Source organism: Brevibacterium sp. RIT 803, assembly GCF_016892625.1.
GTDB lineage: Bacteria > Actinomycetota > Actinomycetes > Actinomycetales > Brevibacteriaceae > Brevibacterium.
On the sequence record NZ_JAFEMW010000002.1, the window covers coordinates 465,538 to 480,717 of the forward strand.

Consider the following 15,180-nt stretch of genomic DNA (forward strand, 5'->3'; position numbering starts at 1 on the left):
TGGAGCCGGCCCCAGAAGGCACAGGGTTCGGCTCCGCGTCGGCATCCGCCGAAGGTGGTATCCACTGGATGGAACCTTCAGCCGTCTGCTCCACCCCTGCGATATCGTGCCTCAATGAGCACAGTGAGAGAGCCATCAACCGTCGATGGAATTGCCGAAGATTACTTCGAGGGACTTTCAGACCTCTATCCGTCGATTTCCCTATTCCTTGGCCTTGACAACGACAGAGGTTTCGATGACTACTCCCCAGCCGGGTTCGAAGCCGCGAAAGATCTCCGCGCCCGCGCCCTGAACAGACTCGCTGACCTTGAAACGACTGCAGCGATGGACGGTTCTCCCATTCTTGATGACACCGATGGTGTGACCATCGATGCAATGCGCGAACGATTCAGCGTCGCCGATGACCTCTTCGACAGCGGCCTCAGTCACACCGTCCTCAACGTGATCGAGTCTCCAGTCCAACAGATGAGAGATATCTTCGATCTCGTGCCGACACGGACGACGAGAGATTGGGAAACGATCACATCGACGCTTGCCGGCCTGCCAGCGTCAATATCTGGGTATCAAGAATCTCTGACCTACGCGCAGCAGCACATGGGCCGCACTCCGGCCCGAGCGCAGATCGAACGAGTTCGTGAGCAGTCACTCTCCTTGGCAAAGGAGAACAGTCGATTCGACACACTCGTCGACGGTGCTGCGAACCTCTCGACCGGTCTGCGAAACGACCTTGCCGCCGCGGCCGCTGCGGCCAAGGACTCGTTTGCAGAACTGAGCGACTACTTCGCAGAGCTCATGGCTCGGGCACACGAGAACGAAGCATGCGGTCGGGACGCCTATGCACTGCATTCCAGAAACTACCTGGGAGCTGAGGTCGACTTCGAAGAGACATACAGCTGGGCACTCGATGAACTCAACCGAATCGACTCCGAACAGAAAGCGATCGCGAGGGCCATCGCCCCAGGGGTCGAGCTCTTCGACGTCATGGCAATGCTCGACAATGATCCGCACCGTGCTCTGCACGGGACCGAGGCGCTTCAAGCCTGGATGCAGGATGTCGCCGATGAGGCCATTGAGAAACTCGGGCAGACGCACTTCGACATTCCCGCACCGCTCCGGACCATCGAATGCATGATTGCTCCCTCCGCCACAGGCGCTGTCTACTACTCACAGCCCAGCGAGGATTTCTCCCGCCCCGGACGAATGTGGTGGTCTGTGCCTCATGGCGTCACCGAATTCGCGACCTGGCAGGAGAAGACCACCGTCTATCATGAAGGAGTCCCCGGACATCATCTGCAGATGGGCCAGGCATCTTATCTTGCCGATTCACTCAATCGCTGGCGTCGCCACGTCTGCTGGGTATCCGGTCACGGCGAAGGTTGGGCTCTCTACGCCGAACAGCTGATGGAAGAACTCGGGTTCCTGAACGATCCGGCCGATCGGCTCGGCATGCTGGATGCCCAACGCTTGCGGACCACCCGAGTAGCACTCGACATCGGATTCCACCTCGGCCTCAAAGCACCGACACATCTGGGTGGTGGGACCTGGGACCGTGCCAAGGCATGGCAGTTCCTCAAGGACAATGTCGCCACGGATCGCACATTCCTGGCCTTCGAACTCGACCGTTACCTGGGCTGGCCGGGGCAGGCCCCGAGCTATAAGATCGGGCATCGCCTGTGGCAGCAGATTCGACACGATGCCGAAGCGGAAGCCGGTGAGACTTTCGATCTCAAGGGCTTCCACTCGAAGGCACTCAATCTTGGGTCACTCGGGCTGGACACCTTGTCAAGGGCCATGCGCCGCTGACGTCATCGGTTACTCCTTTTCCCATTCCCAGTAGTTCCAGAACATCGACGGATCAAGAGTGGTCGTCGAGGCGTTCTTCACTGAATCCTGGTGGATCGTCAACGAAGGGAACTGGAAGAGCGGCAGCCCGAACCCATCGTCGATGAGTTGCTTCTCTATGTCCGCGGCCAGTGTCTTCTGTTCTTCAGGATCAATGCTCACGAGCATCTGATCGAGCTTCTTCGCCGTCGTCGGGTTGTGATATCCGCTGTAGTTGTTCTGCGCGCCCTTGCGGTAGTACGAATCCGATTCCGTGACACCGGTGGTCGTCAGGGCCCAACCGAAGAGGGAGGCATCGTAGGTTCCGTCACCGAGGCGCGTACCCCAGTTGACGTCGCCGGAATCCTCGACGGCGAACCCGGCCTTCTCCGCCGATTCCTTGACCAACTGGAAGATCTGTTCACGGCGAGCGTTCGTATTGTCATAGAGGAAACGGACAGTCGGCTCCTTCACCCCCGCCTCATCGAGCAGCTTCTTCGCGCCCTCGACGTCGACGGAGTCGTAATCCGAGATACCAGAGCCCTCCGCGATCTCCTTGTACAGCGGGGAATCTGGTGCCTGGTTGAAGGAGTCACGGACCCCTGCCTCCTCGTTGAGCGGCTTGATCAGACGATCGACGATCTCCTGTCTCGGAAGGGTTTTGAGGAACGCCCGCCTGACCTGCAGAGCTTTGTCTTCGTCGCCGCCATACGAAGCAGGGTCGAAGGGTCCGTTGTTGTCGAATGTGAGGTCGACGTGCTCGAATGTGGCATCTTCACCGGGAATGATGCTGACACCGTCGATATCTTCAGCCGCTTTGAGGACGTCAGCCGTCGACTGAGGCTGAGTGATGTCGACTTCGCCGTTCTCAATGGCTTGGACCATCGCCATGGGATCGCCGTTGTAGCGAACCGTGATGGTGTCCATCTTCGGATCAACGGGACCGGTGTATGCCTCATCGCGTTCAAGGGTGAGGTACTGCCCCTCTTCGAAAGCGGTGATCTTGTACGGTCCGCTGTGGACGAGAAGGTCCTCGTTGTCCGGCATAGATGTGAAATCGAAACCTGTGTTCCAGAAATTCGAGATCTTCGATAGGGCTTCGACATCGTTGTTCTTGATGGCCTCGATGATCGCTGTCTTTCCTTCTTCGGGAGATTCGGCGCCCAAGGCGTTCTTAGCGACGATGTGAGCGGGAACGCCCGATCCATAGGCGCCGAGGCCGAATTCCGTCTCCCAGTCGGCAAAGGGCTGGGAGTAGGTGAAGGTCAGGGATTTCCGATCCTCACTGATCTCGGGAAAATCTTTGATCAGGGGTGCGCCAACACTCGTCGAGTCGAAATAGACGGTGTCGGCGTCGTTCTTCTTCACCGTTCCGTCGTCGTCATTGTTCTCATCGACGGTATTGAAATTGGTTGAGCGGGCAGCCCAGGTCAGCGCCAGGTCGACGGCATCGACAGGAGTTCCATCCGACCAGTTGGAGTCCTCGTTGAACGAATATTTCACCTTCAACGGGTCTTCGGAGACCTTCTCGATGGTGCCGAGGGCACCGTCGTGCAGTTCCAGCTGGTCGTCATAATATTTGAAGTTGTCGTTCATCATGTAGGCGATGATCGTGTTGGCGACGGCATTGCCGTCATTGGTCATGTCGTTCATCGAACGAAATGCTTCATTCCATCCGACGTTGAGAACCGATCCTGCCCCGGAGGAATCCGAACTGCCCCCCGGCGGCGTACATCCGGTCACGACGAGCGCCATCGCGGCGACTCCTGCAATAGTGGTCAAACGTTTCTTCACGTTCACTCCTGTGTGTGAAAAATGATCGAGCAGTTGATGCTCAGCTGGTTGAGTCGTTCCGTATTTCTGTCTCCTGTTGCGGACTCGGCTTCACACCGTCGTCGCCCGCAGCTGTTTCACCCCTGTCGGCGCAGCCACTCGCAGCAGCAGAGCGAAGACCTGGTCGACGAGGATCGCCAAGATCGCAACCCACACGGCTCCAGCGAGAACGCCTTCGATCCCGTATGCCACTTGGTTGAGAATAACGTCGCCCAGTCCGCCGCTGCCGGCGATCGTAGCGATCGTAGCGGAGCTCACTGTCAGCACAGCCGCAGTGCGAATGCCGCTGATGATCATCGGCAGGCCAAGGGGAAGTTCCACCTTGTTCAGCACCTGCAGAGGCGTCATTCCCATTCCTCTCGCAGCCCTCGTCAGATCGCGATCCGCAGAATTCACGGCTTGGTAGGCGTAACTGAGTATCGGCGGGAACGCGAGTAGGAACAGTGCGATCATTGCGTTGAGCATTCCGATGCCCACGAAGCCGATGAGAATCGCAATGAGGGCCAAGCTTGGAAGTGCGCGACCGATGTTGGTGATGCTCACTGCCAGAAATTCGCCCTTGTGGATGTGACCGAGCCAGATGCCGACCGGCACGCCGATGACGATGGCCGCAAGCAATGGGACGAGGCTGATGATCAGATGCTCGCTCGTCTTCTCCATGAGCATCCCGAAGTTGGCTGCGATGAAGGGAAATGCTCCGAATATTTCGTTCATCAGACCCTCGCTCTCGTCCATGGTGTCAGGACTCTGCCGACAACCACCAGCAGACCGTCGAGGACGAAGGCCAGGAGAACCGCGAGTGCTCCGGCCCCGATGAACTGCGTATTGAACGGCGACGACACGGCCTTGAGGATTGGCGAGCCCAGACCGCTGTCGACGACGAATGCCGCAATCGTCGTCACACTCACTGTCAGCACCGTAGCGATGCGCAGACCCGAGATGATCGAGGGCAGGGCCAGCGGCAATTCAACCTTGACCATGAGCTGCCTCTGGTTCAAACCCATCCCGATCGCTGATCTCTTCACATCTTCCGGGACCGCCGCCAGACCGGCGAGCACTGCTTGAAAGATGATCACCAGCGTGAAACACACCAACGCGATCTCAACGGTCAGCAGCGTCAGACCGGTGAACGGAACCAGCAGCTGAAACAGTGCCAGAGGAGGAAGTGTGTACAGGAACGTTGCGACGATCCCGATGGGCCCGGCCAGCCACTTCTTTCGGTAGGCGATCAGCGCGGCGGCGAATGCGATGACGAATCCGATCACGACGGCGATGATGACCATGGAGATGTGGTCGACCAGTGGCGGCCAGAAGACCGTCGACCACTGGTCGACGAACCAATCACCGCAGAACGGGCCGTTGTTGATCACACATTCGGAGGCCTGTCCGTAGTCCGGGATGACGGGATCGCCGGCAGGCGCGATGCCGCTCATGATCCGATACCCTCCCCGCTCTTCGCATCAACGGCGTTGGCTGGCGGATCGACCAGATCATGCAGGGTGACGTCGCCGAGGTGACTCCCCCGCTCCATCACGCGTGCACCGTGTGCCCCAGCGGCGGAAACCACGGACAGTGCTTCTCTCAATGTCACGTCGGCCTCGACCTTAGGCAGGTCGGACTCCACCGGCAGCTCGGAATCAGCCTTGGCGAGGAGTACCTCGGCGACGGTGGTCAGGGCGAGGCGCTTGAGGCCACGTTCTGCACCGAGGAATTCCGCGACGAACTTATCTGCAGGGTGAGTGAGCACCTCGGCGGGAGTGTCATACTGGGCCAGCTTGCCCCCGGGCTTGAGGATCGCGATCCGATCTGCCATTTTGATGGCCTCGTCGATGTCGTGCGTGACGAAGAGGGTCGTCTTCCCGACAGCCCGATGAATTTCAAGGAACTCGTCCTGGACCGCCATCCGGGTGATCGGATCGAGTGCTCCGAAGGGTTCGTCCATGAGCATGACCGGAGGATCGGCCGCGAGTGCGCGCGCGATTCCGACTCGTTGCTGCTGACCGCCGGAGAGCTGGGACGGATACCTGCCCAACCAGCTGTCCACCGGAGTCAGTCCGACCAGTTCGAGCAGTTCGGCAGTCCGGCGCGTGATTCGTGACTTGTCCCATTTGAGAATGGTCGGCACGATCGCGATGTTCTCTGCCACCGTGTAGTGCGGAAACAGACCGGACTGCTGGATTGCATAGCCGATCGTTCGACGCAGCTCGATGGCGGGTATGTCCATGATGCTTCGGTCGCCGATGCGGATATCTCCGCTGCTGAGGTCGACAAGACGATTGACCAGCTGGAGAGCTGTCGTCTTACCGCCACCGGATGGACCGACTAGGCAGACGAGTTCACCCGACTTCACCTCGATGTCAAGCGAATCGAGAGCGGGTGCGGCCTGTCCGGGGTAGAGCTTCGTGACCTGGTCAAAGACGATGGACGAGTTCATGGTCGACGTCGTCTTCGGGGCGGTGGATGAAAGTGTCATCGTGTTCTCACATCAGTCCGTTTGCTTGCAGAAAGACCCTGGCCACTTGGGCGGGGTCGATCCTATTGATGGCGGAAGCTTCGTTCAGCGCCTGGATGGCCTCGATCGTCAGGAGTGAATGAAGTCTGTTCAAGAACTCGGGCGCGTCCTCGTCGAGGTCTTTGAAGACATCGTCCCTGATCAGCGGTACGACGTTCTGGAATCCGAAGAGCTTCTTGTCGTCTTCGAGAACAACAAGGTCGGATCTGAGCAGCTGCGGATCGGTGGTGAACACGTCCGCCGCTTGGATCTCGCCACGTTCGATTGCCTGGTAGTTCAGTCCGATGCTCAGAGTCCTGAGTTTCATGTTCGTCAGACCATATGTGTCGACGATGCCCTCATACCCGATTGCTCCGGAGACATTGTCCGGGTACGTCGAATAGGTGAAATCTCCGATGCCTTTGAGATCGGACACCTTCTTCAGCCCATGTTCGTCGGCGAATTCCTTACGCACAGCGATCGCGTTTTTGTTCTCGAAGGGTGTGGCCTGAAGTGTGGTCACTCCATGCTCGTTCTCCCACTTCTTCGCTATGTCGTAGGTTTCCACGGCCGTGCCCAACGCGGTGTCAGTGCCAACCCAATTCACCACGATGACCCCGGTGTATTCGGGGTAGATGTCGATCTGGCCCGACTGGAGTGCGGTATTGATGATGTCACTGGATCCGACGTTCGTCTTCAGATCGACTTGGTATCCGCGAGCCCGAAGCCCTTGAGCGTAGAGCTCACCCATGATCCAACTCTCCGCGAATCCTTTGGATCCGATGGTGATCCTGCGCCTGGCAGCTCCTGATTTGGCACCACCGACGCTGGCCGTGGTGGAGGTACAACCGCTCAGGGTGGCCGCTGCTATACCAACGCTGAGTGCGCCGAGCGTTCCCAGGACTCGGCGCCGATTGAGTGTGTGTCTATTCAGTTTGTACATCGTTGCTCAGTTCAGGTCGCGTGGAACGGACTTCGTCGTCGTCCTCGAATGGAACTGCTTTCCGTCCTTGTAGGCAACGAGTTCATTGGTCACGAGGAAGTTCGCTGTGTCACCGCTCATGGTGCTGCGTGTCCGCAGCTCAACATCCCATCCCTGATCATCCTTCGTGAGCGCCTCTGCCTCGGCCTGCTGCAGCAGCGCCTGACTGCTGACAGGATCCGCAAGCGCGGGCCTCCGGTAGCGGATGACTCGTTCGCAGATTGCTATCGGTGAGAGAGGGTCGGTTTCACTGCGCTTATATGAATCACGCTCGAGCGTGTAATAGAAGAGTCCGTCGCTCGAGTTAGTCTGCCAGCCCTCGGACACAGTGGTCACAGTCGCGCTGCGATTGACCAAATCAGTCTCCAGGGTGCGGGTCATGGGCGGCCCTGACGCATCGATCGTGGACACTGGCGGAGTCGGAGGCACGCCGAGGTGGTCGGTGAGTTCCCGTGAGGTCTCAGCGTCGACCTCGGCCGAGTCGACGCTGCGCACAGGCAGTCGAAGCTCCGGATCGCCTGTGACCGTGAGGAGAGTCTCTTCGGGCGACGGCCAGAGCATGGGCCAGAAGCTCGCGGAGATGCTCAATCGCACACGGTGGCCTGGCAGGAATCGGTGGGCGGTGGATAGGAGCGGGAAGTCGATGGTGACCTCCCGGCCCGGAGCCAGAGGTTCGGGATGTTCGTGGGAGGAATGATGAGTCAGATTGAATAGGCCCATGGTCACCAGTCGTGACGTGCCGTCTGGAGCGACGTCGCATATGCGGGCGGCGATGACTCCACAGTCTGAACTCGAAGTCAGTGTCGCTTTGAGGCTCGGGGTGCCGACGATCTCCAGGCCTGCCGGAAGATCCCAGTCTGCGGTGTAGGAGCGTGCGTCATCGGCGGCCTGGTCACCGGCCATGCCTGCTGCCTCACCGAACTGCAGCCAGCTGCCGGCGTTGTAGCCGATGAGCTCGGTGCTGCGCAGCTGACGGGGACCTGCCTGAGCCGCGTCCTGCACGTCCCAGCTGACGTCTTCGATTCCTGGTGAGGGCCAGCTGCTCTCTGCAACCCAGCGTCCCGGTCGAGTCTCCCGGTCGGTGTGAACGGGGGTGCTGTCAGGGATATAGGCACGCAATTGCGGCTGGTCCTTGACTCCGTTGTCGATTCCACTCATCCACTGGTCCCACCAGCGCACAGCTTCGGCGATGAAGTCTATTCCCGGTCCCGGTGCTGCCTGGTGCGGGTAGTTGTGAGCCCAGGGGCCGAGCAGTGCGTGAACCGGCGGGTAGTCGGGATTCGTCTCACGCTGGTGGTTCGCATTCTCCATCAGCCGAAACAGGGTCGTTCGGTACTCGTCAAGAAGTCCGCCGACGGCAAGGATCGGAACCTTGATGGCTTCCGGGGTGTCGCAGACTGAAGCATGTTTCCAGTAGGCGTCTCGGCGCTGGTGACTGAGCCAGTCGTTGATATTGACCGGTGCTTCGTCGATCCGACGTTTCCAGTCCTCAGCCCAGCCCTCGCCCATGACCGCAGGATCCTGTGGGCGTGCGTTGTATCCCCACATTGTGGAGGCCCAGGAGAGCATTTGGTCGCCGACTATGGCACCGCCGTTGTAATGAACATCGTCGGCAAAACGATCGTCGGTGGAGCAGATTGTGATGATGGCGGCCAGTTCTGGTGGTTGCAGTGCGGCGAGCTGCAACCCGTTGAATCCGCCCCACGACTTTCCGATCACTCCTGCCTGACCGTTCGACCACTGCTGAGCTGCGATCCATCTGAGCACCTGAAGCCCGTCGTCAAGCTCGGTTTCGGAGTATTCGTCCGTCATGATTCCGGTCGAATCCCCGCAGCCGCGCATATCAACGCGGATGCTGGCGTAGCCAGCGCGGGCAAATTCGGGATGGATCGTCTGGTCGCGACCAGCGGTCATGTCGTTCTTGCGGTAGGGGATGTATTCCAAGACGGCTGGAACCTGTTTGTCTTTGAGATCATCCGGCAGCCAGATCCGGGCGGCGAGTTCGACCCCGTCTGACAGGGGAATGCGCGTGTGCTCGATGACCTCAACGCCGCGAGGGTTCGTGCGATATCTGTCGGCTGGTGGTGCTGTACGTGTGTGCTGGTGCGAAGAATTTGTTGCCATAGTGCCCGAGGTTAACAGCGGTAACTGCATGGCTGTTCAGTTGTTTCGCTCAGTGATATGGATGTCATCGCGCCACACCTGACAGCGGTTGCCTGGCCCCACCTGCACTCGGCGACTATCCTCGGGTGCAGGGGGTACACATCGATGACAGCACTGACGAACGTGACGATCTGCCGCACGTGCGGTGTCGAGACGAGTACGCCTCCACCGGTTGTGTGTCCGATCTGTTCGGATGAGCGCCAGTGGCTGCCGGAGTCGGGTCAGAACTGGACGACGCGTGAACAACTCGAGTTCGAACACCACAGCGTCTCCGTCGTCGAACGCGAACCTGGTCTCTACGCGCTGCGTGTGGAGCCGAAGCTGGGCATCGGGCAGACGTGCTATCTGGCGCAGACCGATCATGGCAATCTGCTCTTCGAGGTCCCGCCCTACATCGACGAGGACGTCATCGCCGCAGTCTCGGACCTCGGCGGGGTTCAGGCCATCGCTGCCAGTCATCCTCACATGTTCGGCCTGCAGCTCGAGTGGAGCGCAGCCTTCGACGATGCACCGATCTTCGTCTGCCGTGCAGATGCCGGCTGGGTCCAGCGCGAGGGATTGAACATCTGGCGCTACTATCAGTTTGCTGAACCAGTTCCCCGGGTTCGCTTGATGCGCATAGGCGGTCATTTCCCCGGCAGCGCGGTGGCCATGTGGACCGGCAAGGACGGCCGAGGCGTGATGCTCAGCGGAGACACGATCGCGCCGGTTGCCCGCTCAGGGTGGGTGACATTCATGCGCAGCTTCCCCAACTATCTGCCGCTGTCGGCAGGCGTTGTCAGACGCATCGCAGCCTCGGTGGCCGACCTCGATTTCGACCGGATGTACGGCAACTTCGGGCAGACTATCTCGAGCGGAGCCAGGGAGGCTGTGGCGACCTCGGCCGAACGCTACGCCGAATGGGTCTCAGGTGCCCACGACGAGCTCACCTGAGAAGACGGTTCGAGTTCCTGTCCGGAAGACTCCTGTCCGGAAGACTCCTGCCCGGAATGCTCGTGTCAGGGCACACCTCGAAGTGCGAAAAACCGGCTAGGTCCGAGTTGACGGACCTAGCCGGAGAATCCAGCCATGCTGTGAAGATCAGCGTGAGCGGAACTGCGCGGTGACTGGGCAGTCGAAGGGATCGGCCTGGCCGAGTCCGGCCCGGTTGAGGTACCGGACGATGATGCCGAATGATTCGAAGAGCGTCGTCTCCGTGTATTTGATGTCCTTCTGAGCGCAGTACTCGCGGACCATCGGCTGAACTTTGTGCAGGTTGACGCTGGGCATGCTGGGGAAAAGGTGGTGTTCGATCTGGTAGTTCAATCCACCCATGAGGAAGCCCATCGGACGACCGCCCGAGATGTTGCGCGACATCAGTGTCTGGCGGCGCAGGAAGTCGATCTTCACGTCCTTGGGAACGATCGGCTGCCCCTTGTGGTTGGGAGCGAATGAACCGCCCATGTGCAGTCCGAAGACCATGACCTGGACGATGAAGAAGACGCTGCCGATGAGCGGTCCTGCAGCCCAGATGGCGATGATGGGGAATCCGATCATACGGATGGCGAGGAAGATGCCTTCGATCCAGCGGCGCTTGATCGAGGACTGTCCCTTGATGATCGCCTTGATCGAGTTCACGTGCAGCTGCAGGCCCGCCAGGGTCAGCAGGGGAAAGAAGAACCAGCCTTGGTGTGAGGCGAACCATTTCCGCACTCCGGTGAGCCCTTGAGCATCTTCGGGGTCGAAGATCAGGGCGCCCGGTGCGATGTCGCCGTCGACGCCGGCTTTGTTCGGGTTGGCGTGGTGGAGAGCGTTGTGCTTCTTCAGCCACCAGCCGTAGCTGAGGCCGATGAATAGGTTGCCGATGATGGTCGATACCCACTCGCCGACCTTGCCGTTGGTGAAGATCTGACGGTGCGCCGCATCGTGGGCGACATATGCCGTCTGAGTGAAGAGGACTCCGAAGACGACTGCGGTGGCCATCTGCCACCAGCTTTCGCCGATGAGGAAGAGCATCGCGAAGGCGACGACGTAGGAGAGTCCGAGGAGGACGAAGCGCAGTGTGTTCCAGCCGGGACGTCGTGCCAGCAGACCGGCCTCTTTGACCTGAGCCATCAGCGCACTGAAGTCGCTGGTGAATTCCTGATTTTCGGTTCCGCGATTGGCTCGCCTCTGCTCGAGCACCTCAGCCCTTGACTCTTTTCCAAGAGTGGGCGTCGACAGCGTCCTATTCACGACATCTACTGGTTCCATATTACTTACCGTACGAGGTGGGTCGTCGCCTTGGCATCACCCCAGAGCACCGTATTTGACCCCCTACCCAGGTAGGGGGTCGTGTCATCAGACCTGGGCGCCGGGCACGATGAGCCCGGATTCATAGGCGGCGATGACCGCTTGAGCGCGGTCTCGGGCGTCGAGTTTGTAGAGAATTCGCGAAACATGGGTCTTGACGGTCTGCACTGCGATGAACAGTGAGGCAGCGATCTCCGTGTTGGTCTCACCACGCGCCACCAACACCAGGATCTCGCGTTCGCGGTCGGTGAGGTCGGGCAGGGCCGCAGCGTTCGATGTCTGCGGTCCTGCGGCGAAGTGCTCGATGACTCGGCGGGTGACGCTCGGGGCCAGCAGCCCCTCGCCCGATGCCACCACTCGTACAGCCTCGGCGAGTTCGTTGGGTGGAGCGTCCTTGAGGAGAAAGCCGCTGGCACCGGCACGGATCGCATCGAAGACATAGTCATCGATGTCGAAGGTCGTGAGCATGATGATGCGTGTCACGTCGTCGTCGATAGCGCTTGTGTCTTGGGTGCTCAACGCCGACTTCGACGCCTGCGGGGTCGTTGTCTGCCGGGCCGCCTGCCGCGATCTGGCCGAGAGGATCTCACGGGTGGCTTCGATGCCGTCGAGCTCCGGCATGCGCACATCCATGAGCACGATGTCCGGCTTCAGCTCTGCGACGAGGCCGACGCATTCGGCGCCGTCCTGTGCCTGGCCCACCACATCGATGTCGGGGTGCGCATCCAACAGCGCGGCGAATCCAGCTCGAACCATTGCCTGATCATCAGCAATCACGATGCGAATCACGCGTTGCTCCTCTCATCACCCTGCGATTGGTCTGATGTGTCGTCTGCGTTTGAGTCTGTATCGTCGGCGTTCGAGTCTGTATCGTCTGCGTTCGAGTCGGTGTCGTCTGCGACGGCGTCTGGGCCTGGGACAGCGAGTACTTCGCGTCCGCCGGCCTCGGGCGAGCCGACCTCGGGTGAGTCAGCCTCGCCCCGATCACGGTCGCTCGAATCACGCTCACCGGAATCGCGCTGAGGCGAATCGGCCACGGCCAGCGGCAGCACGGCCTCGACTTCGAAACCGCCGCTGTTGGTCCAGCCGGTTCGGAGTTTCCCTCCGACCGAGGCCGCACGTTCTCGCATTCCGATGAGGCCCTGATGACGATGGACCTCGTTCTTCGCCGCCTCCGACGGGCCCTTCCCAGCAGTGTTGACGACGTTGATCCACAGGGCGGTGCCGCCGCTGTCGACTTTGATGTGAATCTGGGATTCGGTAGCGTGGCGGATAGCGTTGCTCAGCGCTTCCTGGACGATACGGTATCCGGCCAGCCCGGTGCTGTCGCGCAGACTGCGATCCAACGGCCCCCCGCTGCGTTCCATCGTGACGTTGACTCCAGCCTGCTGTGCCTTCTTGACCAGGCCTTCGACCTCGGAGAACTTCGGCTGAGGTGCAAGCTGCTGGCTCGAATCGTCATTGCGCAGAACTCCCAGCAGTCCTCGCATCTCGGTGAGGGCGTTGCGGGCGGAGATGGAGATGTCTTCGAACTCCTTCTCCACGTCTGCGTCGATGTTGGGGTGGCGAAACGGTGCGCTCGAGGCCTGGATGTTGATGATCGACATGCTGTGGGCGACGATGTCATGCAGTTCACGGGCAATCCGCGTCTTCTCCTCGACTACGACGCGCTTCGAATGCTCCTCGGCGGTATTCTCCTGTTCCTGCAGCAGCTGCGATCGGATCAGGTGCCACTGTTGGACGATGACTGCAGCGACATAGAAGCCACCTGCGATGCAGGAGAAGATGACGATGTTGACGATCGAGGATTCCGACCTGCTCTCGGGGTACTGAATCTGCCCGAAGACGGCAGCCGCCGCTGAGATTGCGATGCTCGCCAACAGCGCGGCCAAGGCCACACCCCAGTGGGCACGGAGTCCCACAATGAGGATGATGAGGATCTGGGTGATCATCATCGGCACCATCCATGGCCAGGGAGCACCCGAGAGATAGGGGCCGAGCAGCGGAAGGACACCGCAGGCGACGACGGAGACGATCGCGCCGAAGAGCGGGCGCAGCATCGACAGCGGCATCGATCCCGCGTGGATCACAGTGACGATGAACGCCAGGGCCACAGGAGCTTCATGGACTCCCACCGCGATCGAGGACTCGACTGCGAGCATCACGATGGAAGTGAAGATCACCGCCACCCAAGCCAGCGCCTCAGGGTTGAATCTGCGGTCCGGTGGCAGGAATCTGTCGAACAGCTTGCTGAACAGCACGAATTCCGGTTCTCCTTCTGCGGCCCTGCGCCGATTATTCGGCCCTGTGTCGACCCGAAAGGTCGACTCACCTGGCACACTTCGTCAGTGTGACAGTAGCAAACACGGCTAGGCGTCCCGTGAGAGTTCGGATCCGTCACGGCCATGAACCAGAGAACCCATGAACCAGAGAACACTGCCGTTGACCGGAAAATGGGAAGGCAGAAGCCAGGGACCGCCGAGGTGGTCCCTGGCTTCTGCCAGCCGTTCAGTTCGGTCCGGTTCGGTCCAGCCCTGTCTGATCATGGTCGGCCCGGGTGGTTCAGCCCAGTCCGATCACGTCGCTCAGCCGAGTGAGATCTCTATCGGCTCAGCGAAGAGTCCCCCTTCGAAGGTGAGCTTGTCCGGTGAGACATCGGCGGGGACGTCGAAGACGAGAACGCCCTTGGCCGTGTTGCCCGGGTTGATCTCCTCAGCGAAGAGAATGGAATCAGCGTCGGCGTAGAGTCCGGCCTCCGAGTCCGCAGAATAGGTGTTCCCGGATTCGTCGCCGAGCTTGATGTTGTCTTCCCAGAAGAAGTCCGGCGCCGAGGCCGTGTTCTTGACGGACAGGTTGACGGTGACGAACTGGCCTTGGGCTTCCGCGCCCATGTACTCGTCGCCGACTGAGGAGACGCCGTCCTTGACCGAGTTGACGGTGACTTCCCAGTCATCGGCAGCCACCACATCGCCGATTCCGTAACTGGCAGCAGCGTCTTCTTCGGCCGGCTTGTCCGCCGCAGGTTCTTCCTTCGCCTTGTCACCGCTCGCCGCCTCATCTTCGGCGACGGCAGCAGAGGATTCGGTATTCTCTGCCGAATCGTCTCCCCCACCGGAGATGGCACTGCCGATGATGACGACGACCAGGATGAGAACAATCCAGAACCACCAGCGTTTGAGCAGCGGCTTCTTCCGCTTCGGTGGTTTCTGTCCTGAGTTGCCCGGACCGTAGGCACCGGGACCGTAACCACCGGATCCATAGGCGCCCTGCCCATACGCACCCGGATCGTACCCACCGTGGCCACCGTAGCCGCTGGGTCCTGTGGGTCCCGCGCCCGGATGTCCAGCACCCGGGTAACCGGACGCCTGCGGGTCAGCCATAGGCGAGCCGGCCATCTGCGGGCCAGGCACGCGGTAGGTGGACCCTTGCGCATTGCTACCAGGCTGAGGCTGGATATGGGGTTCAGGCTGGACATTGGGTTCAGGCTGGGCACCGGGCTGCGTGTGTGGGTCATTGTGAGTGGACATCATGCTCCTTTGATGATGAGCGCCGTGCACCGCCGGAAGGCGGTTCGAAGTGGCTGGCGCAACTGGAATAGCGAGGTTCGCGTTGATACTCC

General features: G+C 60.3%; 12 protein-coding genes. 2 read left to right on the forward strand and 10 right to left on the reverse strand.

Annotated features, from left to right (window positions below; translation table 11 throughout):
- The first annotated feature begins 114 nt into the window (after positions 1-114).
- Positions 115-1,803 carry a DUF885 domain-containing protein gene (locus tag JTF07_RS09425; RefSeq protein ID WP_204233984.1) on the forward strand — a complete coding sequence of 563 codons (1,689 nt, stop codon included), beginning with the start codon at positions 115-117 and terminating at the stop codon, positions 1,801-1,803.
- Positions 1,804-1,812: 9 nt separating this feature from the next.
- Here the strand turns inward: JTF07_RS09425 and JTF07_RS09430 are convergent, their stop codons facing one another.
- The 6 genes from JTF07_RS09430 to JTF07_RS09455 form a co-directional block, all read right to left on the reverse strand.
- Positions 1,813-3,615 (reverse strand): ABC transporter family substrate-binding protein, encoded by a 1,803-nt coding sequence (locus JTF07_RS09430; RefSeq protein ID WP_353843922.1) that lies wholly within the window; start codon positions 3,613-3,615, stop codon positions 1,813-1,815.
- Positions 3,616-3,705: 90 nt separating this feature from the next.
- Entirely contained in the window at positions 3,706-4,368 is a 663-nt protein-coding gene (locus JTF07_RS09435) for an ABC transporter permease (RefSeq protein ID WP_204233986.1), read from the reverse strand.
- Entirely contained in the window at positions 4,368-5,087 is a 720-nt protein-coding gene (locus JTF07_RS09440; RefSeq protein ID WP_204233987.1) for an ABC transporter permease, read from the reverse strand. Before JTF07_RS09440 ends, JTF07_RS09435 begins: the two co-directional genes overlap by 1 nt.
- Positions 5,084-6,127, reverse strand: a complete 1,044-nt coding sequence (locus tag JTF07_RS09445; protein ID WP_252199665.1) for an ABC transporter ATP-binding protein — start codon at positions 6,125-6,127, stop codon at positions 5,084-5,086. The genes JTF07_RS09440 and JTF07_RS09445 overlap by 4 nt, the downstream gene beginning before the upstream one ends.
- A gap of 7 nt (positions 6,128-6,134) precedes the next feature.
- Positions 6,135-7,088 carry an ABC transporter substrate-binding protein gene (locus JTF07_RS09450; RefSeq protein WP_204233988.1) on the reverse strand — a complete coding sequence of 318 codons (954 nt, stop codon included), beginning with the start codon at positions 7,086-7,088 and terminating at the stop codon, positions 6,135-6,137.
- A 6-nt stretch (positions 7,089-7,094) separates the two neighbouring features.
- The gene (locus JTF07_RS09455) at positions 7,095-9,251 is read right to left on the reverse strand and encodes a CocE/NonD family hydrolase (protein ID WP_204233989.1); all 2,157 of its coding nucleotides are present in this window, start codon (positions 9,249-9,251) and stop codon (positions 7,095-7,097) included.
- 144 nt (positions 9,252-9,395) lie between these two features.
- Between JTF07_RS09455 and JTF07_RS09460 the strand changes: the two genes are divergently transcribed.
- Complete coding sequence (locus JTF07_RS09460; protein ID WP_204233990.1) at positions 9,396-10,223, forward strand: hydrolase; 828 nt, start codon at positions 9,396-9,398, stop codon at positions 10,221-10,223.
- Between the two features lie 147 nt (positions 10,224-10,370).
- Here JTF07_RS09460 and JTF07_RS09465 read toward each other — a convergent pair whose 3' ends face one another.
- From JTF07_RS09465 to JTF07_RS09480, 4 genes are all read right to left on the reverse strand, one after another.
- Positions 10,371-11,522 (reverse strand): fatty acid desaturase family protein, encoded by a 1,152-nt coding sequence (locus JTF07_RS09465; protein WP_252199666.1) that lies wholly within the window; start codon positions 11,520-11,522, stop codon positions 10,371-10,373.
- An 87-nt stretch (positions 11,523-11,609) separates the two neighbouring features.
- Positions 11,610-12,350 (reverse strand): response regulator transcription factor, encoded by a 741-nt coding sequence (locus JTF07_RS09470; RefSeq protein ID WP_204233991.1) that lies wholly within the window; start codon positions 12,348-12,350, stop codon positions 11,610-11,612.
- Entirely contained in the window at positions 12,347-13,822 is a 1,476-nt protein-coding gene (locus tag JTF07_RS09475) for a sensor histidine kinase (RefSeq protein WP_204233992.1), read from the reverse strand. The genes JTF07_RS09470 and JTF07_RS09475 overlap by 4 nt, the downstream gene beginning before the upstream one ends.
- Before the next feature lie 324 nt (positions 13,823-14,146).
- Positions 14,147-15,088, reverse strand: coding sequence for a DUF4352 domain-containing protein (locus tag JTF07_RS09480; RefSeq protein ID WP_252199668.1), 942 nt, complete (start codon positions 15,086-15,088; stop codon positions 14,147-14,149).
- Between the last annotated feature and the right edge of the window lie 92 nt (positions 15,089-15,180).